Below are 17,816 nucleotides of genomic sequence, written 5' to 3' on the forward strand. Positions count from 1 at the left end.
ATTTCCGAGCGAAGGATGGATCTGTGAGCGAAGCCGTCACTCCCCAAGAGACTTCACCAACATCGTCCAGTCCGGCCGCCGCGCCGGCCCCGCGCAAGGGCGGCACAGGCATCGCCCTGCTGGCCCTGCTGGTCGGCGCCGCCGGCCTCGCCGCAGGTGGCTGGGGCGTCTGGCAGGTCCAGCAGCTCAGGGGCGCCGAGCAACAACGCGCCGCGCAACTGGAAGATGCCCGCGCCCAGGCGCAGGGCGTGCAGAACGCCAACGCCGAGCTGAACAAGCGCCTGGATACCCTGCCCAACGCCGACGAGCTAGAAGCCCGCCGCCGCCTCGTGGTGGAGCTGCAGGGCGACCAGCAGCAGCTGGCCAAGCAGGTCAAGCAGGTGCTGGGGCAGAGCCGCCAGCAGTGGCGCCTGGCCGAGTCCGAGCATCTGCTGCGTCTGGCCGCACTGCGTCTCTCCGCGCTGCAGGACATCGACAGCGCCACCGAGCTGGTCCAGGGCGCGGATGACATCCTTCGTGTGAACAACGATCCGGGCGCCTTCGCCGCGCGCGCGCAACTGGCCAAGAGCCTCGAAGCGCTGCGCGCGCTGCCGCGTCCGGACCGCACCGGGTTGTTCCTGCAACTGGGCGCGCTGCGCGACCAGGCTGCGCAGCTGCAACCGCTGAACCCAGCGTTCAAGCCCTCCGAGGGCGGTACCGGCCCGAGCACTGCCTGGGGCGATGGCAGCAGTACCTGGGACCAGTGGTGGGAACGCATTTCGCGTTACGTGCGCATCGATTTCAACGCCGGGCAGGACATCCGCCCATTGCTTTCCGGCCAGCAACTGGACCGTGTCCGCCTCGCCCTGAGCCTTGCCCTGGAGCAGGCGCAGTGGGCCGCGCTGAACGGCAAGCAGGACGTCTACGAGCAGGCGCTGAAGCAGGCCAAGCAGATCGTCGCCGACTTCTTCAACGCCGACCTCGCCGACAGCCGCGCGCTCGTCACGCGCCTGGATGAGCTGAGCGGCCAGGCCGTCACCGTGCAGACGCCGGACCTCGGCCCGGCCCTGAGTTCGCTGCAGGCTTACCTGTCGCGCCGCGAGAATGCGGTGCAGCAGCAGGAGGCGGTGGCGCCCGACGCGGGGACTCAGCCATGAGCCGCTTCTACGTCCTGATCCTTGCCGTGGTCCTGGCGGCCACCCTGGTCGGGTTGGCTGTCGCCGAGCAGTCCGGCTATGTGCTGATCGCCTACAAGAGCTTCCGCTACGAATCCAGCCTGTGGACCTTCCTCGCGCTGCTGGTGGTGCTCTGGGTGCTCTACCTCGCCGTGCGCCTGGTGCTGCGCCTGCTCGGCGTCTCCGGCCGCGTGGTGAATCCCTGGTCGCGCTTCAACCGTCGCCGTCGCTCGCAACTGGCCGAGGAACACGGCCAGCGTGATCTCGCCGAAGGCCACTGGGCGCAGGCGCTGCGTCACCTGCGGCGGGCTGCCGAGCTGAGCGACCGCCCGCTCCCGCATTACCTGGGCGCCGCCCGCGCGGCCAACGAGCTGGGCAAGACCGAGGAGTGTGACGAGCTGCTGGACCGCGCGCAGGAGCGCGAGCCCGGCTCCGAACTTGCGGTCGGCCTGACCCGTTCCCAACTGCTGATCAACCGGGGTGACTTCACCCGCGCCCGCGTGGTGCTGGACAAGCTGCACCAGGATCACTCACGTCATCCGACCGTGCTGCGCCTGCTCCAGCAGCTCTACGTCAGCCTCCACGACTGGCAGGCGCTGTGCGTGCTGTTGCCCGAGCTGCGCAAGGAGCGCGTGCTGCAGAACGCCGAGCTGGCGGACCTTGAGCGCCGCACCTGGATGGCCGCGCTGGGCGAGGCGGGCGAGCAGGGCATCGGCCAGGGCGAAAGCAGCTTGCAGCCGCTGACCCAGCGCTGGCAGAACGTGCCCTCCAACCTTCGCGCGCAGCCGCCGCTGGTGGCTGCCTACGCCGAGCAGCTGCTGCGCCTGGGCGCGCCGGAAGAGGCCGAGGACGTGCTGCGCAAGGCGCTCAAGGAAGGCTACGACAGCCGTCTGGTACACCTCTATGGCCGCGCCCGTGGCCGCGATGGCGCACATCAGCTGAAGACCGCCGAAGGTTGGCTGAAGCAGCATGGCGACGATCCCGAGCTGCTGCTGACGCTCGGCCGCCTGTGCCTGCAGAACAAGCTGTGGGGCAAAGCGCGCGAGTACCTGGAAGCCAGCCTGGCTCGCCAGCGCAGCGCGGAAACCTGCGCCGAACTGGCGCGCCTGCTGGCGCAGCTGGGTGAAGTGGAGCGCAGCAACCAGCTGTTCCAGGAAGGTCTCGGCCTGCTGGCTCCGCCTGTTTCACTGCCGGTAGCCGTGCGCGCCTGATCCTGTCGGGGGCAATGAAAACGGCGCCTTGGGCGCCGTTCTCGTTTTCAGGGTTTGCCGTAGCGGATGCGGTAGATCGCGCCGTTCTGGTCATCGCTGACCAGCAGCGAGCCGTCCGGCGCCACCAGCACGTCCGCCGGCCTTCCACTGACCCCGCCATCCTTGTCGAGCCAGCCTTCGGCGAACACGCTCTGGCGCTTCAGCGTGCCGTCCTCATTGAGCTCGATCCGCGCCACGCGGTAGCCGGTCTTCTGTGTGCGGTTCCACGAGCCGTGCTCGGCGATGAACAGGTTGTTGCGGTACTCGGCGGGGAACTGCTCGCCGGTGTAGAAGCGCAGCCCCAGCGCGGCGACGTGCGGGCCGAGCTTGGCCACGGGAGGCGTGAATGCGGAGCAGGGTTTCCTGCCCTCCTCGGGATCGGCGATGTCGCCCTGGTGGCAGTCGGGATAGCCGAAGTCCTCGCCCACCTTGCTGACCTTGTTCAGCTCGTCATCGGGCTTGTCGTCGCCGAGCATGTCGCGTCCGTTGTCGGTGAACCACAGCTGCCTGGTCTGTGGATGCCAGGTGAAGCCGACGGTGTTGCGGATGCCGTAGGCGACCACTTCCCGCGCGCTGCCATCGGCGTTCATGCGCTGCAGGTTGGCGTATTGCTCGCGGTCCGGGCGGCAGATATTGCACGGCGCGCCGACGGGTACGTAGAGCTTGTCGTCCGGGCCGAAAGCGATGAATTTCCAGCCGTGCGCTGTCTCCTTCGGAAACTGTGCCGGCAGTTCTTCGGCCTTGGGAGGTGCGTCGAGGTGCGCTTCGATGTCGCGCAGCACGACGATGTGGTTGATCGACGACACATACAGGTCGCCCTTGTGGAAGGTCACGCCCACAGGCATCTGCAGGCCATCGACGAGCGCTTTCACCTGGCCGTCGGGCTTCACCGCGTAGACCTTGTTGGCAGAGCGACTGCCCACGAACAGCGTGCCTTTTTCGCCCCAGGCCATGGCGCGGGCGCCCGGCACCTGGTCGGTGAGCAGGCTGATGTGGAAGCCTTCAGGGAGTCGGATCTGACTGAGGTCGGTGGCGGCTATGGCCGGCGCTGCTGTCAGGGAAAGCACCGAGCAAAGTAGGAAATGACGACGCATGGCAGGAATTCCCGGATGAGTGCCACGGCCAGTCTAGACACTCGCCTTGAACTGATCGCCGTGTTTCCACTACCGTAGCGGCCTTTCGTGCAACAGCGCTTTTCAGCGGAGCCGCCATGAACCTGGCCAGCCCTCGTTCCCTGTTCTTCCTTGCTTTCCTCGCCTGCGTCGCCTTGCTCGGTACAGGCTTCTACCTGCAGTACGTGGTCGGGCTGGAGCCCTGCCCGCTGTGCATCCTGCAGCGCATCTTCTTCGCCGGTTGCGGGCTGTTCTCGCTGATCGCCGCGCTGCACGGCCGTGCGCCGCGTGTTTACTCGGTGCTGATCCTGCTCAGCGCCCTGGGTGGTGCCGGCACCGCAGGCCGTCAACTCTGGCTGCAGACCCTGCCGCCGGACCAGCTGCCGTCCTGCCTGCCGCCGCTGGATTTCATGCTCGAGAGCATGCCCTACACGCAGATCCTCTACACCATGTTCCACGGTTCGGCCGACTGCGCCGAGGTCACCTGGACGCTGCTCGGCATGAGCATCGCGGAGTGGAGCCTGCTGGCCTTCATCGGCTTCGCCCTGTTCGCCATCGTGCAGTTCTTCCGCCGCCGCGGCTGAGCGTCGCATCTCAATTTGCCATGGCCTGCGCCTCTTCGGCGCAGGCCAGAGGCGTCGCGGTCTGTCGATTAAACGCTCGTATGAATTTTCCCGTTGCCGGTGTCTTGAAGGCGATAACGGGCGGGCATACTCTGGTTTTCCACTCCGTCGGAAAGCCGCCGCCGAACAAGCTTCATACATCGCGGACGTCGAGAATCGACAGAATATTGTCCCGGGGCGGACCTAGCCGGGACGGCGAAAGGGAAGTGAGGACAACATGCTCGAGAGCTGCCGTAATGCCCAGGAACGTTGGGGAGGCGTACACCAGCTGATCGACCGCTGGTTGCGGGATCGACATGAGTTGGTCCGGGCATTCGATTCCCTGGACGGTGTCCAGGCGCCGAAGACCAACGCCGAAAACCTCCAGAGCTTCTGCCAGCTCCTGCTCGACTACGTGTCGGCGGGACACTTCGAAGTCTACGAACAGCTGATGAACGAGGCGCAGGCCTTCGGAGATACGCGCGGCCTGGAACTGGCCAAGCAGATCTACCCGCGCCTGGAAACCATCACCGCCAACGCGCTGAACTTCAACGACCGCTGCGACAACGGCGATTGCCGCGAAGGCACCTGCCTGACCAGCGAACTGAAGAGCCTGCGCCAGCAACTGCACGAACGCTTCGAGCTGGAAGACTGCCTGATCGAGGTACTGCACAACTCCCACGAGCAGAAAGCCGTCACGGCCTGATCGTCGAGTTGCCCGACAACGGCGCGAGCGCTTCAGGCGATCGCGCCGTTTTCGTTTCCGCATGGAGTTCGTGTCGTCCATGCCGATCGCGGACGGAGTCCGCTCTTGCTCAAGGTTCAACCCTGTGTGGAAGCGGGACTCTGTCCGCGATGTTTCGAGCCTCGAACCTTGATCGCGCAACACCGAAAAACTCGCGCCGTTCGGCAGCTTGCAGTTGTGATCGCGCAGTCTTTTTTGCGCGATGAATCGCTGCTGAAAACGGGCCGCAATGATGACTGCGAAGGCGTGCTCGCGAGAGCACTTCCACGGTGTCGTGATCGCGATTCTCGTGTCGTGTTGGCGCGCCGCGAATGACTGCCGGTCCGCCTTCGTCGGTACTGCTGCGTGTTGCGCGAAAGGCTCTGCGACGGGCGTTTGCGGCCAGCTCTGAAAATTTATTTTTCACCCTCAAACGCCCGCGCCACGGGCGTTTGCGCTGCCTGGCCGATTGCGCCAACGGAACCAAGTGCGTAGGCCAGCGTCATTGAGGGAGTGAAAAAACGCGCCTTCGCGCACTGCTGAAAACCCCTGAAGCCAATGCCTGCTGCGGCCTGCAGCACCATAGGGACATTGGCGAGAGGCCATCAGCGGGGCTAGTATGGGCGCAACCACGTCCGCCAGGAGGCACGTCATGTCGGCCAACAAGAAACCCGTCACTACCCCTCTGCACCTGCTGCACCAGTTGTCCAACAGTCTGATCGAACACCTCGAAGGTGCCTGCAAGCAGGCGCTCGTCGACTCCGAAAAGCTGCTCGCCAAGCTCGAGAAACAACGCGGCAAGGCTCAGGAGAAGCTGCACAACGCACGCACCAAGCTGCAGGACGCGACCAAGGCCGGCAAGGCGAAGGCGCAGGCCAAGGCCAAGTCGAGCATCGCTGAGCTCGACGGCGTGCTGGATGTTCTGAAGAACCGCCAGACTGAAACCCGTGCCTACATCGCCAACCTCAAGCGCGATGTGCAGGAGAGCCTCAAGCTCGCCCAGGGCGTGACCAAGGTGAAGGAAGCCGCAGGCAAATCCCTCGCTACCCGCAAGCCGGCTGCCGCCGCTGCCAAACCGGTTGCCAAGGCTGCCGCCAAACCGGCCGCTAAACCCGCTGCCAAACCGGCTGCCAAGCCCGCCGTGAAAGCTGCCGCCAAGCCTGCTGCGAAGCCGGCCGCCAAGGTTGCCGCTGCCAAGCCTGCTGCCGCGAAAGCTGCTGCCAAGCCCGCCGCCAAACCGGCTGCCAAGGTTGCCGCTAAACCGGCCGCCAAGCCTGCCGCGAAGCCCGCTGCCGCTGCCAAACCGGCTGCCAAGCCGGCAGCCAAACCCGCTGCCAAGCCTGCTGCCGCTGCTGCCAAACCGGCCGCCAAGCCTGCCGCTAAACCGGCTGCGAAGCCTGCTGCGAAAGCCGCCGCCAAGCCGGCAGCCAAACCCGCTGCCGCTGCTGCCAAACCGGCCGCCAAGCCCGCCGCTAAACCGGCTGCCAAGCCTGCTGCGAAAGCCGCTGCCAAACCTGCAGCGAAGCCGGCCGCCAAGCCTGCTGCCGCCAAGCCCGCCGCTGCCGCCAAACCGGCAGCCAAGCCTGCCGCCAAGCCCGCTGCCGCTGCCAAACCGGCTGCCAAGCCCGCCGCTAAACCGGCTGCCAAGCCGGCCGTGAAAGCCGCTGCCAAGCCGGCCGCAAAACCAGCCGCCAAGCCTGCTGCGGCCAAGCCTGCCGTCGCTGCAAAACCGGCCGCTCCGGCTGCCCCGAGCGCACCGGCTGCCCAGCCGACCGCTCCGGCCGCTACTCCGGCTGCCAGCTCCACTCCGGCACCGGCTGCTCCGGCCAGCAGCACCTCCTCCAGCGCTTCCTAAGGCTCAGGAGAGGCTCGCCGCGATGCGCAGGGTTTCCCGCGCATCGCGGCGCAAGCCGCCCGCTTCACCTGCCGCGGCTTCCAGCCAGCGCGCCAGGTCCTCCGCTTCACCCCGTGGCCAATCCTGCGCCACTGTCTCCAGTCTCCCCAGCAGCACCTTTTCCGCTTCCAGCTCGAGCTGTTTGACCAGCTCGCGCAATGGCGCCAGCTGCGCATCCTGCAGCGCCGATTCCCGCCAGCGCTGACGCAGCGAACGCAAAGGCACAACCACCTCTTCGCGCCACCCCTGCGCGGTGTTTTCCAGCTCGCTCATTCGCGCCGCCGCGAAGGCCACGCCAGTGCCGCCCAGCCACGCCGCAGCGAGCACCAGGCAGACATCCGCGCCGCCTTCCTGCAGGGTCAGGCAAGCCGCCTCAACCCCAGGGCGGGCGTAGAGTTTCAGTGCATACGACCAGACATCATCAGACATAGAGCACCCACAGCGATTGCCAGGCGAAGCTGATAAACTCCGCCGCCATGATTCGACTACAAAATCTTACGCTACAGCGTGGCCCCCAGCGCTTGCTGGAAGGTGCCGAACTCACCCTGCACGCCGGACAGAAAGTCGGCCTGATCGGCGCCAACGGCGCCGGCAAGTCGAGCCTGTTCGCCCTGCTGCGCGGCCAGCTCGGCCAGGACGCCGGCGACGGCTACCTGCCCGCCGACTGGCGTATCGCGCACATGCGCCAGGAGGTCGATACCCTCGACCGCCTCGCGGTCGACTACGTGCTCGACGGCGACGTGCACCTGCGCAAGATCCAGGCGGACCTCGCCGCGGCGGAAGACGCCCACGACGGCACCGCCCTGGCGCGCCTGCACAGCGAGCTGGACAGTGCCGACGGATACACCGCCGATGCCCGCGCGCGCAAGCTGCTGGCCGGCCTGGGCTTCACCTCCGAGCAGATGGACCGCCGCGTCGGTGACTTCTCCGGTGGCTGGCGGATGCGCCTGAACCTGGCTCAGGCGCTGATGTGCCCGTCCGAACTACTGTTGCTCGACGAACCCACCAACCACCTCGACCTCGACGCGATTCTCTGGCTGGAAGAGTGGCTCAAGGGTTACCCGGGCACGCTGCTGCTGATTTCCCACGACCGCGACTTCCTTGACGCCGTGGTGGACAACATCGCCCACCTCGAACAGCGCAAGCTGACCCTGTACCGCGGTGGCTACTCGGCCTTCGAGCGCACCCGCGCCGAACGCCTTGCCCAGCAGCAACAGGCGTACGAGAAGCAGCAGACCCAGCGCGCGCACATGGAGAAGTACATCGCCCGCTTCCGCGCCCAGGCCACCAAGGCCCGCCAGGCGCAGAGCCGGATCAAGGCGCTGGAACGCCTGGAAGAACTGGCGCCGGCCCACGTCGACTCGCCCTTCGACTTCGTCTTCCGCGAGTCCGACAAGATCTCCAGCCCGCTGCTCAATCTCTCCGAGGCCCGTCTGGGCTACGGTGAGAGGACCGTGCTGGAGAAGGTCAAGCTGCAGCTGGTGCCCGGTGCGCGCATCGGCCTGCTCGGCCCCAATGGCGCGGGCAAATCGACCCTGATCAAGACCCTCTCCGGCGACCTGTCGCTGCTGTCCGGCGAGCTTGCCCGTGGCGAGAACCTCGCCATCGGCTACTTCGCCCAGCACCAACTCGACTCGCTGGACCCCAAGGCCAGCCCGCTGCTGCACCTGGCGCGCATCGCCCCGGCCGAGCGCGAGCAGACGCTGCGCGACTTCCTCGGCGGCTTCGACTTCCGCGGCGAGCGCTGCGACGAGCCGGTGCTGAACTTCTCCGGTGGCGAAAAGGCGCGCCTGGCCCTGGCACTGATCGCCTGGCAGAAGCCCAACCTGCTGCTGCTCGACGAACCGACCAACCACCTCGACCTGGAAATGCGCCTGGCGCTGACCCTGGCGCTGCAGGAGTTCTCCGGCGCCGTGGTGGTGGTGTCGCACGATCGTCACCTGCTCAAGAGCACCACCGACGAGTTCCTGCTGGTGGCCGACGGGCGCATCCAGGAGTTCGACGGCGACCTCGAGGACTACGCCCGCTGGCTGGTGGACTTCCGTGCGCGGCAGACGCCGTCCGCGCCTGCTGCCCCCGCTGGCGACAAGACCGACAAGCGCGCCCAGCGCCAGGCCGCCGCCGCTCTGCGTCAGCAGCTGGCGCCGCACAAGCGCGAAGCGGACAAGCTGGAGAAGGAACTGGGCAAGGTCCACGAGCAGTTGGCCGAGCTGGAGCAGCGCCTGGGCGACAGCGCGCTCTACGAGTCCTCGCGCAAGGATGAGCTGCGTGATCTGCTGGCCCGCCAGGCGACCCTCAAGGGCCGCGAAAGCGAGCTGGAAGAGTCCTGGCTGATGGCCCTGGAAACCCTCGAAGAGTTGCAGCGCCAGCTCGAGGCCAGCGAGTGATGGATGACGTGAACCTGCTGGTGGCGTGGAGCGAACCGCTGCTGCGCGGCGGGCAGATCATCCTCGTCCTGCTGCTGGCGTGGCTGGTGCAGCGCGTGGTGACGCGCGCCGTGAGCCGGCTCGGCGAGCGCTACCCGATGCCGCCGGAGCTGCTGCTGCCGCTGCGCGGCGGCCTGCGCTGGCTGATCATGGGCTCGGCGGTGATGCTGGTGCTGGAGCGCCTGGGCGTCTCCGCCGATGTGCTCTGGGCTGCGCTGACCGGCTTCGCCGCTGTCGCGGCAGTGGCCTTCTTCGCCATCTGGAGCGTGCTCTCCAACCTGTTCTGCGCGCTGATGATCTTCACCATGGGCCCGTTCCGCCTGGGGGACCGCGTGGAAGTCATCGAGTCCGCCGACAAGCCCGGCGTGAAGGGCCGGGTGATCGCGATCAACCTGCTCTATACCACCCTGGAAGAAGTGGCTGAGGACGGCACCCCCGGCGCGCTGCTGCAGGTGCCGAACAACCTGTTCTTCCAGAAGGCCATCCGCCGCTGGCGCGGCCCGAATTTCCCCACCACCCCCTGACCCCCAACGGACATCCCCCACTATGGAATGGCTCACTAGCCCTGAGATCTGGGTTGCCTTTCTGACCCTGACTGCCCTGGAAATCGTACTGGGCATCGACAACATCATCTTCATCTCGATCCTGGTCGGCCGCCTGCCGCCCGCCCAGCAACCCAAGGCGCGTTTCTTCGGCCTGGCGCTGGCGATGGGCACGCGCATCCTGCTGCTGCTGTCGATCACCTGGGTGATGCGCCTGACCGCCGATCTGTTCACCGTGTTCGACCACGGCATCTCCGGGCGCGACCTGATCCTGTTCTTCGGCGGCCTGTTCCTGCTGTTCAAGAGCACCATGGAAATCTTCCACAGCCTCGAAGGCGCGGAAGAGGGTGGCCAGCAGGGCGGCAAGTCCCGCGGCTTCATGGGCATCATCATCCAGATCGCGATCATCGACATCGTCTTCTCGCTGGACTCGGTGATCACCGCCGTGGGCCTGGTGCAGCACGTACCGGTGATGGTCGCGGCCATCGTCATCTCCGTCGGCGTGATGATGCTGTCGGCCGGCACCATCAGCGCCTTCATCGAGAAGCACCCGTCGCTGAAGATGCTCGCGCTGTCGTTCCTCATCGTGGTTGGCACCGTGCTGATCGCCGAGGCCTTCGAGATCCACGTGCCCAAGGGCTATGTGTACTTCGCCATGGCCTTCTCGCTGGCGGTGGAGGCGATCAACATCCGCCTGCGCGGCGCCCTGGCACGCAAGCGCGGCGAGGAACCGGTGAAGCTGCGCAAGGACATCCCGAGCTGATCGGTCTGTCCTGAAGCGAAAAAAGCCCGGCCTAGCGCCGGGCTTTTTGTTGGGCACCCAGAATGTAGGAGCGGGCCATGCCCGCGATCGTGCGCGTGGCGCGTTTCTACAAGGATCATCCGACCTTCGTCGGCAACGCTGGGCGAGTCGGCGCGACTGAGGCACACTGGCTTCCCGTAACAAATTATTGCGCCTGCCTGGGCGCCGTGAGGTTCGCAATGCTCGCCAGTACCTGGTTCGCCTTCTTCATCGCCTGCTGGGTGATCAGCCTGTCGCCTGGCGCCGGGGCCATCGCCTCGATGTCCTGCGGGCTGCAATACGGTTTCTGGCGCGGCTACTGGAATGCCCTGGGCCTGCAGATCGGCCTGGCGCTGCAGATCGCGATCGTCGCTGCAGGCGTCGGTGCGCTGCTCTCGGCTTCGGCGGTGGCGTTCAGTGCGATCAAGTGGTTCGGCGTGGTGTACCTGGTCTACCTCGCGTACCGCCAGTGGACCGCTGCCCCGCAGGTGATGGCGGCGAGCGGCGAGCGCCCCATCGGCCGGCCGCTGACCCTGGTGCTGCGCGGCTTTCTGGTCAACGCCAGCAACCCCAAGGCGGTGATCTTCATGCTCGCGGTGCTGCCGCAGTTCGTCGACCCGCACCGTCCGATGGCGATCCAGTACGTGATCATGGGCGCCACCATGATCACCGTGGACCTGATCGTCATGGCCGGCTACACCGGCCTGGCCGCGCGCGTACTGCGCGCCCTGCGCTCGCAACGCCAGCAGCGGGTGATGAATCGGACTTTCGCGACCCTCTTCGTAGGCGCCGCCGCACTGCTCGCCACCGTCCGCCGCGCGCCGGCCTGAGGGTGATTTACTGGCTCCGGAGCGTCCTTGCGGGTGCTTCGGGCGCAACTCTGCAAGACATTTGTCCTTGCATAGACGGAAACCTGAGGTGACAATTTAACCTCTTTCATTCTCATTTACCTTCCCGTATGCGCCCCTCCAAACTTTTCGTCTGGCTGTTGCCGCTGGTCGGTCTCCTCAGCCTTGGAGTTAAAGCCGACACGGCTGTCGACCCCTCCCAAGCCCTTCACCTGCTCAGCTATCTCGCTGCCGACTACCCGGCCACCGTCACTGACGGCAAGGTCGTGGACGAAAGCGAATACAAGGAGCAGCTGGAGTTCGTCGGTAATCTGCAGGCGCTGATCGTCACCCTGCCGGCCGCCCCCGAGCGCGCCGACCTGGAAAAGGACGCCGCCAGCCTCAAGCAGGCCATCGAGCAGCGCCTTCCGGGCAAGCAGGTCGCCCAGCAGGCCCGTCACCTGGAGGCGCGCGTCGCCGATATCTACCAGGTGGTGCAGACCCCCTCGATCACCCCGGACCCGACCCGCGCCGCCGAGATCTACACCCAGCAGTGCTCGATCTGCCACGGTGATGCCGGCAAGGGCGACGGCCCGGCAGGCATCGGCCTGGAGCCGCCGCCGGCCAACCTGACCGACCGCGCGCGCCTCGACCAGCTGAGCCTGTACGACCTGCGCAACGTCATCGGTCTGGGCGTTTCCGGCACCGACATGCCGGCCTTCGCCGACCAGCTCGACGAGCGTCAGCGCTGGGACCTGGCGTCCTATATCGCCGGCCTCAGCGCCGGTCAGGCCAAGGTCGATCCGGCCCACGCCTACCCGCTGGCAACCCTCTCGACCCAGACCCCGGCCGATGTCGCCGAGCGCGATGGCGAGGCGGCGGCCGAGAGCTTCCGTGCCCTGCGTGCCCACCCGCCGCTGGAACACCGTGGCCCGGCGCAGCAGATCGACTACACCTCCGCGACCCTGGACAAGAGCTTCGCCGTGTACCGCTCCGGCGACCACGACCAGGCCTACGACCTGTCCGTGGCGGCCTACCTGGAAGGCTTCGAGCTGGTGGAAAGCTCGCTGGACAACGTCGACGCCGACCTGCGCAAGGCCACCGAGAAGCAGCTGATGGCCTACCGTCAGGCGCTGCGTGACGGCCTGCCGGAAGCCGAAGTGGCGCAACAGCTGGCACTGGCCAAGGCCAAGCTGGCGGACGCCGCCAAGGCCCTGAGCGGCGACTCGCTGAGCACCTCCATCAGCTTCGTCTCGGCCCTGCTGATCCTCCTGCGCGAAGGCGTGGAGGCGATCCTGGTGCTGGCCGCGATACTCGCCTTCCTGCGCAACACCGGGCAGGAGAAGGCCGTGCGCGGCGTCCATATCGGCTGGGGCCTGGCTTTCGTTGCCGGCTTCGCCACCTGGGCAGTCGCGGCCTACGTCATCGACATCGGCGGCGCCCAGCGCGAGCTGATGGAAGGCTTCACCTCGCTGTTCGCCTGCGTGATGGTGCTCTGGCTCGGCGTGTGGATGCACGACCGCCGCCACGCCGCCGCCTGGCAGGACTACATCCGCAGCAGTCTGGTGGGCGGCGGTGGCCGCTTTGGCTTCGCGGTGCTGGCGTTCTTCTCGGTCTACCGCGAGCTGTTCGAGGTCATCCTGTTCTACGAGACCCTCTGGCTGCAGGCCGGCCCGGCCGGTCACAACGCGGTGATCGCTGGTGCGGGCACCGCCGTGGTGATCCTGATCGCCATCGCCTTCGTGATCCTGCGTGGCTCGGCGAAGCTGCCGCTGAAGCTGTTCTTCACCGTCAACGCCGCGCTGCTCTGCGCCCTGTCGGTGGTCTTCGCCGGCCATGGCGTGGTCGCCCTGCAGGAAGCCGGCGTGATCGGTACCCGTCCGGTGCCGTTCTTCGACTTCGACTGGCTCGGCATCAAGGCCGACGCCTACTCGCTGTCGGCCCAGGCCGTGGCGCTGGTGGCGGTGGCCGTGCTCTACGGACGCAGCTACTTCTCCGAGCGCCGCAAGGCCGCCGAGATCGCCTCGTCCTGAGGCGATAGCTGAGCGATACACGACGGCCAGTGCGATACTGGCCGTCGTGCTTTCTGGAGATTGGTTTTCCGATTATGCGTATCTGGATCGATGCCGACGCCTGCCCGCGGGCGGCCAAGGAGCTGGTGGCCAAGTTCGCCCTCAAGCGCAAGCTGGAGGTGGTGATGGTCGCCGGCCAGCCTGTGGCCAAGCCGCCGTTCGCCTGCGTCAGCCTGATAGTGGTGCCCAGCGGGATGGATGCCGCCGACGATTACCTGGTGGAGCAGGCGGAGCCCGGCGACCTGGTGATCTGCAGCGACGTACCGCTGGCTGATCGGCTGGTGAAAAAGGGTGTCGATGCGCTGGACCCGCGAGGCCGCGAGTTTGACGAGAAGAACATGGGCGAGCGCCTGGCCGTGCGCAACCTGTTCACCGACCTGCGCGAACAGGGCCAGGTGGGGGGAGGGCAGGCGCCCTACGGCGACAAGGATCGCCAGGCCTTCGCCAACGGCCTGGACCGGCTGCTGACGCGCCTGCTGCGCGAAGCGGAGAGCCGCAAGGGCTGACCCGGCCTGAAACGAAAACGCCCGGCAATGCCAGGCGTTTTGCGTTCAGCGTGTTGCTCAGGCCAGTTCCAGCACCCGGTCGATCGCCTTGTTGATGCCGCTGGCGGCTTCGGCGATGGACTGCGCGAGCATGTAGGCCGGCGTGGTGATCAGCTTGTGGTCCTTGTCCTCGACGATGTCTTCCACGGCGCAGTCGATGTGCTTGGCGCCCATGCTGGTCAGTGCCTGGGCGGTGCCCTCGTCGGTGCCGATGGTGCATTCCACGCCGGCGCCATAGATGCGCGCGGCCAGGGCCGGGGCGATGCAGAGCAGGCCAACCGGCTTTTTCGCCGCAGCGAAGGCCTTGGCCAGGGCCAGTACATCCGGCTGCACTTCACACTGGTCGCCCTTGAAGGCGAAGTCGCTGAGGTTCTTTGCTGCGCCGAAGCCGCCGGGCACGATCAGGGCATCGAAGTCCTCGGCCTTGGCTTCGCGCACGTCCTTCACCTCACCACGGGCGATGCGCGCGGATTCCACCAGTACGTTGCGGCTCTCGGCCATTTCCTCGCCGGTGAGGTGGTTCAGCACGTGGTGCTGGGCGATGTTCGGGGCAAAACACTGCACTTTGGCGCCGCGCTGGGAAAGACGCAGCAGGGTGATCACGCTTTCGTGGATCTCGGCGCCGTCATAGACGCCGCAGCCGGAGAGGATGACGGCAACTTTCTTCTGCATGGACTGCTCCTGTTCGAGGGTGCCGGGCATGTCGCGATATGCCGCCCGGCTTGGCGCCGGCGGTCGGGGCCGGCGCGGAGGTAGAGGCTAGGATCAACGAATCTGGGCCTTCCCATAAGCATAACGACTCGGCCACGCCATGAACTACATCCTCTTCGCCGTACCCTTCTTTTTCCTCCTGATCGCCATCGAGCTGCTCGCCGACCGTTGGCGTGGCATGCGCACCTACCGCCTGAGCGATGCGCTGAACAGCCTTAGTGCCGGTGTGCTGTCCACCACCAGCGGCCTGCTGACCAAGGGCCTGGCGGTGCTCACCTACGCCATCGCCTGGCAGCACCTGGCGCTCTTCGAGATGTCCACGCAGAACCTCTGGGTCTGGGTGTTCGCCTTCGTCTTCTACGACTTCTGCTACTACTGGAACCACCGCCTGGGCCACGAGCGCAATGTGCTCTGGGCCGCCCACTCGGTGCACCACCAGAGCGAGGACTACAACCTCTCCACCGCGCTGCGGCAGACCAGCACCGGCTTCATCTTCGGCTGGATCTTCTACCTGCCCATGGCTATCGCCGGGGTGCCGCCGCTGGTGTTCCTCACGGTCGGTGCGCTGAACCTGCTCTACCAGTTCTGGGTGCACACCCGGCACATCCCCAAGCTGGGCTGGTTTGAGTGGATCTTCATCACCCCGTCCAACCACCGCGTGCACCACGCGCAGAACCCGGTCTACATGGATCGCAACTACGGCGGCGTGTTCATCGTCTGGGACCGCCTGTTCGGCACCTTCCAGGAGGAGCTGGACGAGGAGCCGGTGGTATTCGGCGTGACCGTGCCGCTGGCCAGCTGGAACCCGCTGTGGGCCAACCTGCAGGTCTACGCGCACCTGTGGAGCGATGCACGCCGTGCTGGCAGCCTGTGGGACAAGTTGCGCATCTGGTTCATGCGCACCGGTTGGCGTCCCGAGGATGTTGCCCAGCGCTACCCGATGGCCAAGCCGGACCTGGCGTCCTTCCGCAAGTTCGAGGTGCCGCTGACGCGCGGCCGGCAGTGGTACGCCGGGCTGCAGTTCGCCACCTACGTGGTGGTCGGCACCTGGTTGCTGGGGGTCGGGGAGCACTGGCAGGTGCTGCCGCTGGTGATCGGCTGGAGCTGGATGGCTTTCGGGCTCTATGCCATCGGCTGCTGGCTGGAGAACCGCCATTGGGCGCTGCGCGTGGAACTGCTGCGATTGGCGCTGAACGTGCCGGCAGTGGCGGCCATGGCGCTGTGGGGAGGGATCGAGCTGCCGCAGTGGGCGCCCTGGGCGCTGGCGGTCTACTCGCTGGTCAGCCTGATCGGTCTGCTGGGCCTGCGGCGCGCCGAGCGCCTGCCGCAGGCGGCCTGATCGGCCGGGGGCTCAGTCGGTCTTGCTGGCCTTGAAGCGGCGACGCAGCCAGAACAGCAGGCCGATCACCACGAGGCCACCGAGGACCATGAGCTCGTACTTCTTGATGTTGCCCAGTACGCCTTCCAGCACGCTGCCGAAGTAGAAGGCAGCGCTGCCCAGCACCGTGGCCCAGACGATGGCGCCGATGCCGTTGAGCAGCAGGTAGCGCGCCGGCGGATAGCCGGACAGGCCGATGGCCACCGGCATCACGGTGCGCAGGCCGTAGACGAAGCGGAAGCTCAGCACCCACAGGTCGGGATGCTTGCGCACGTGCTCCAGGGCCTTGTCGCCCATCTTCTGCCAGCGCGGCTTGCGCGCAAGCAGCTTGCGACCGTGGCGACGGCCGAGGAAATACCAGAGCTGGTCACCGGCGTAACTGCCGAAGAAAGCCACCGCGATGACGTACTCCAGCTGCATGTAGCCGCGGAATGCCAGGAAGCCGGCCAGGACCAGAATGGTCTCACCCTCGAAGAACGTGCCGAGAAACAGCGCGAAGTAGCCGAAATCCTGCAGGAATTGTTGGAGCATTATCGAGGCAACGCAGCGAAATGAACGCGAAGCCTAACTCGGTTGTCGTCCGCAGGGAAGGCACCCCACTCCGCACAACTGACCTGGAACAAGCCTGTGCCGGTGCAGAGCGGCGGCTTGCCGCTGCGGCAGGATGCCGCGACCAAGGGTCACTGTTACCGGTTGTTACCAATCGGTCATAATTCAGGGCTATAACTGTCAGACTGTGCCTGCTGTATCAGGCCCTGGAGTACGCCGTGAGCTTCATTCCCGCCGATCGTGCCTTCCCCTTCACTCGTCTGCGTCGCAACCGTCGTGACGAATTTTCCCGCCGACTGGTGCGCGAAAACGTCCTGACCACCAACGACCTGATCCTTCCGGTGTTCGTCCTCGACGGAAAGAACCAGCGTGAAGCTGTGCCCTCGATGCCGGGTGTGGAGCGCATGTCCATCGACCTGCTGCTCAAGGAAGCCGAAGAGCTGGTGGAGCTGGGCATCCCGGCGCTGGCGCTGTTCCCGGTGACCCCGCTGGAGAAGAAATCCCTCGATGGCGCCGAAGCCTTCAACCCCGACGGCATCGCCCAGCGCGCCACCCGTGCCCTGCGCGAGCGCTTCCCGGAGCTGGGCATCATCACCGACGTGGCCCTGGACCCGTTCACCAGCCACGGCCAGGACGGCATCCTCGACGAGGACGGCTACGTTCTGAACGACATTTCTGTTGATGTGCTGGTCAAGCAGGCGCTTTCCCACGCCGAAGCCGGAGCTCAGGTCGTGGCTCCCTCGGACATGATGGACGGCCGCATCGGCGCGATCCGCGAAGCCCTGGAATCCACCGGCCACATCAACACCCGCATCATGGCTTACTCGGCCAAGTACGCCAGCGCCTACTACGGCCCGTTCCGCGATGCCGTCGGCTCCGCCGCCAACCTGGGCAAGGGCAACAAGGCCACCTACCAGATGGACCCGGCCAACAGCGACGAAGCGCTGCACGAGATCTACGCTGACCTCGCCGAAGGCGCTGACATGATCATGGTCAAGCCGGGCATGCCGTATCTCGACATCGTTCGCCGCGCCAAGGACGAATTCCGCGCGCCGACCTTTGTCTACCAGGTCAGCGGCGAGTACGCGATGCACATGGCTGCGATCAACAACGGTTGGCTCAGCGAGGCGGTGATCCTCGAATCGCTGCTGGCCTTCAAACGCGCGGGCGCAGATGGCATCCTGACCTACTTCGCCAAACGCGCAGCACAACAATTGAAAATGAAAAGCGGGGGCTGACCCCGTCGATG

At 66.3% G+C, this 17,816-nt stretch carries 17 protein-coding genes; 13 read left to right on the forward strand and 4 right to left on the reverse strand.

Features of this window, described 5'->3' with window-relative positions; all coding sequences use genetic code 11:
- Positions 1–23: 23 nt before the first annotated feature.
- Positions 24–1,136, forward strand: a complete 1,113-nt coding sequence (locus ABKS89_RS01530) for a uroporphyrinogen-III C-methyltransferase (protein WP_348588615.1) — start codon at positions 24–26, stop codon at positions 1,134–1,136.
- Positions 1,133–2,365: a heme biosynthesis HemY N-terminal domain-containing protein gene (locus ABKS89_RS01535; RefSeq protein WP_348588613.1), complete on the forward strand. Its 1,233-nt coding sequence runs from the start codon at positions 1,133–1,135 to the stop codon at positions 2,363–2,365. The genes ABKS89_RS01530 and ABKS89_RS01535 overlap by 4 nt, the downstream gene beginning before the upstream one ends.
- A 47-nt stretch (positions 2,366–2,412) precedes the next feature.
- On the opposite strand, the gene ABKS89_RS01540 is transcribed toward ABKS89_RS01535, so the two are convergent.
- Complete coding sequence (locus ABKS89_RS01540; protein ID WP_348588611.1) at positions 2,413–3,498, reverse strand: PQQ-dependent sugar dehydrogenase; 1,086 nt, start codon at positions 3,496–3,498, stop codon at positions 2,413–2,415.
- A gap of 116 nt (positions 3,499–3,614) precedes the next feature.
- Here ABKS89_RS01540 and ABKS89_RS01545 point away from each other — a divergent pair, with 116 nt between their 5' ends.
- The 3 genes from ABKS89_RS01545 (at position 3,615) to ABKS89_RS01555 (ending at position 6,697) form a co-directional block, all read left to right on the forward strand.
- Positions 3,615–4,100 (forward strand): disulfide bond formation protein B, encoded by a 486-nt coding sequence (locus tag ABKS89_RS01545; protein ID WP_138213202.1) that lies wholly within the window; start codon positions 3,615–3,617, stop codon positions 4,098–4,100.
- Between the two features lie 256 nt (positions 4,101–4,356).
- Positions 4,357–4,824 (forward strand): Rsd/AlgQ family anti-sigma factor, encoded by a 468-nt coding sequence (locus ABKS89_RS01550; RefSeq protein ID WP_045213212.1) that lies wholly within the window; start codon positions 4,357–4,359, stop codon positions 4,822–4,824.
- 670 nt (positions 4,825–5,494) lie between these two features.
- Positions 5,495–6,697, forward strand: coding sequence for an AlgP family protein (locus ABKS89_RS01555; protein WP_348588609.1), 1,203 nt, complete (start codon positions 5,495–5,497; stop codon positions 6,695–6,697).
- A 3-nt stretch (positions 6,698–6,700) separates the two neighbouring features.
- Here the strand turns inward: ABKS89_RS01555 and ABKS89_RS01560 are convergent, their stop codons facing one another.
- Positions 6,701–7,165: a TIGR02444 family protein gene (locus ABKS89_RS01560; RefSeq protein WP_348588608.1), complete on the reverse strand. Its 465-nt coding sequence runs from the start codon at positions 7,163–7,165 to the stop codon at positions 6,701–6,703.
- Positions 7,166–7,212: 47 nt separating this feature from the next.
- Here ABKS89_RS01560 and ABKS89_RS01565 point away from each other — a divergent pair, with 47 nt between their 5' ends.
- The 6 genes from ABKS89_RS01565 (at position 7,213) to ABKS89_RS01590 (ending at position 13,890) form a co-directional block, all read left to right on the forward strand.
- Positions 7,213–9,123, forward strand: coding sequence for an ATP-binding cassette domain-containing protein (locus tag ABKS89_RS01565; protein WP_348588607.1), 1,911 nt, complete (start codon positions 7,213–7,215; stop codon positions 9,121–9,123).
- Positions 9,123–9,686, forward strand: a complete 564-nt coding sequence (locus ABKS89_RS01570; RefSeq protein ID WP_081518722.1) for a mechanosensitive ion channel family protein — start codon at positions 9,123–9,125, stop codon at positions 9,684–9,686. Before ABKS89_RS01565 ends, ABKS89_RS01570 begins: the two co-directional genes overlap by 1 nt.
- Before the next feature lie 22 nt (positions 9,687–9,708).
- On the forward strand, positions 9,709–10,467 hold the full coding sequence (locus ABKS89_RS01575) for a TerC family protein (RefSeq protein ID WP_081519501.1): 759 nt from the start codon (positions 9,709–9,711) through the stop codon (positions 10,465–10,467).
- Between the two features lie 218 nt (positions 10,468–10,685).
- Positions 10,686–11,315 (forward strand): LysE family transporter, encoded by a 630-nt coding sequence (locus ABKS89_RS01580; RefSeq protein ID WP_054910211.1) that lies wholly within the window; start codon positions 10,686–10,688, stop codon positions 11,313–11,315.
- 128 nt (positions 11,316–11,443) lie between these two features.
- Positions 11,444–13,345 (forward strand): cytochrome c/FTR1 family iron permease, encoded by a 1,902-nt coding sequence (locus tag ABKS89_RS01585; protein WP_138213198.1) that lies wholly within the window; start codon positions 11,444–11,446, stop codon positions 13,343–13,345.
- A 74-nt stretch (positions 13,346–13,419) separates the two neighbouring features.
- A complete protein-coding gene (locus ABKS89_RS01590; protein ID WP_081519504.1) occupies positions 13,420–13,890 on the forward strand; it encodes a YaiI/YqxD family protein in 471 nt (156 codons plus the stop codon).
- Positions 13,891–13,947: 57 nt separating this feature from the next.
- Here the strand turns inward: ABKS89_RS01590 and elbB are convergent, their stop codons facing one another.
- Positions 13,948–14,601 (reverse strand): isoprenoid biosynthesis glyoxalase ElbB, encoded by a 654-nt coding sequence (gene elbB, locus ABKS89_RS01595; RefSeq protein WP_348588606.1) that lies wholly within the window; start codon positions 14,599–14,601, stop codon positions 13,948–13,950.
- Positions 14,602–14,740: 139 nt separating this feature from the next.
- Here elbB and ABKS89_RS01600 point away from each other — a divergent pair, with 139 nt between their 5' ends.
- Positions 14,741–15,979, forward strand: a complete 1,239-nt coding sequence (locus tag ABKS89_RS01600) for a sterol desaturase family protein (protein ID WP_348588605.1) — start codon at positions 14,741–14,743, stop codon at positions 15,977–15,979.
- Positions 15,980–15,991: 12 nt separating this feature from the next.
- Here the strand turns inward: ABKS89_RS01600 and ABKS89_RS01605 are convergent, their stop codons facing one another.
- Positions 15,992–16,552 carry a DedA family protein gene (locus ABKS89_RS01605; RefSeq protein WP_026079304.1) on the reverse strand — a complete coding sequence of 187 codons (561 nt, stop codon included), beginning with the start codon at positions 16,550–16,552 and terminating at the stop codon, positions 15,992–15,994.
- Positions 16,553–16,785: 233 nt separating this feature from the next.
- Between ABKS89_RS01605 and hemB the strand changes: the two genes are divergently transcribed.
- Positions 16,786–17,805 carry a porphobilinogen synthase gene (gene hemB / locus ABKS89_RS01610; protein WP_138213195.1) on the forward strand — a complete coding sequence of 340 codons (1,020 nt, stop codon included), beginning with the start codon at positions 16,786–16,788 and terminating at the stop codon, positions 17,803–17,805.
- Positions 17,806–17,816: the final 11 nt, after the last annotated feature.

Source organism: Pseudomonas sp. LABIM340 (genome assembly GCF_040017195.2).
Lineage (GTDB): Bacteria > Pseudomonadota > Gammaproteobacteria > Pseudomonadales > Pseudomonadaceae > Pseudomonas.

What these genes read in the sequence shown, in the direction of transcription:
- ABKS89_RS01535 (WP_348588613.1), top strand. Translation starts at nt 1,133, where the DNA reads ATGAGCCGCTTCTACGTCCTGATCCTTGCCGTGGTCCTGGCGGCCACC.
- ABKS89_RS01540 (WP_348588611.1), bottom strand. Translation starts at nt 3,498, where the DNA reads ATGCGTCGTCATTTCCTACTTTGCTCGGTGCTTTCCCTGACAGCAGCG.
- ABKS89_RS01545 (WP_138213202.1), top strand. Translation starts at nt 3,615, where the DNA reads ATGAACCTGGCCAGCCCTCGTTCCCTGTTCTTCCTTGCTTTCCTCGCC.
- ABKS89_RS01550 (WP_045213212.1), top strand. Translation starts at nt 4,357, where the DNA reads ATGCTCGAGAGCTGCCGTAATGCCCAGGAACGTTGGGGAGGCGTACAC.
- ABKS89_RS01555 (WP_348588609.1), top strand. Translation starts at nt 5,495, where the DNA reads ATGTCGGCCAACAAGAAACCCGTCACTACCCCTCTGCACCTGCTGCAC.
- ABKS89_RS01560 (WP_348588608.1), bottom strand. Translation starts at nt 7,165, where the DNA reads ATGTCTGATGATGTCTGGTCGTATGCACTGAAACTCTACGCCCGCCCT.
- ABKS89_RS01565 (WP_348588607.1), top strand. Translation starts at nt 7,213, where the DNA reads ATGATTCGACTACAAAATCTTACGCTACAGCGTGGCCCCCAGCGCTTG.
- ABKS89_RS01570 (WP_081518722.1), top strand. Translation starts at nt 9,123, where the DNA reads ATGGATGACGTGAACCTGCTGGTGGCGTGGAGCGAACCGCTGCTGCGC.
- ABKS89_RS01575 (WP_081519501.1), top strand. Translation starts at nt 9,709, where the DNA reads ATGGAATGGCTCACTAGCCCTGAGATCTGGGTTGCCTTTCTGACCCTG.
- ABKS89_RS01580 (WP_054910211.1), top strand. Translation starts at nt 10,686, where the DNA reads ATGCTCGCCAGTACCTGGTTCGCCTTCTTCATCGCCTGCTGGGTGATC.
- ABKS89_RS01585 (WP_138213198.1), top strand. Translation starts at nt 11,444, where the DNA reads ATGCGCCCCTCCAAACTTTTCGTCTGGCTGTTGCCGCTGGTCGGTCTC.
- ABKS89_RS01590 (WP_081519504.1), top strand. Translation starts at nt 13,420, where the DNA reads ATGCGTATCTGGATCGATGCCGACGCCTGCCCGCGGGCGGCCAAGGAG.
- elbB (WP_348588606.1), bottom strand. Translation starts at nt 14,601, where the DNA reads ATGCAGAAGAAAGTTGCCGTCATCCTCTCCGGCTGCGGCGTCTATGAC.
- ABKS89_RS01600 (WP_348588605.1), top strand. Translation starts at nt 14,741, where the DNA reads ATGAACTACATCCTCTTCGCCGTACCCTTCTTTTTCCTCCTGATCGCC.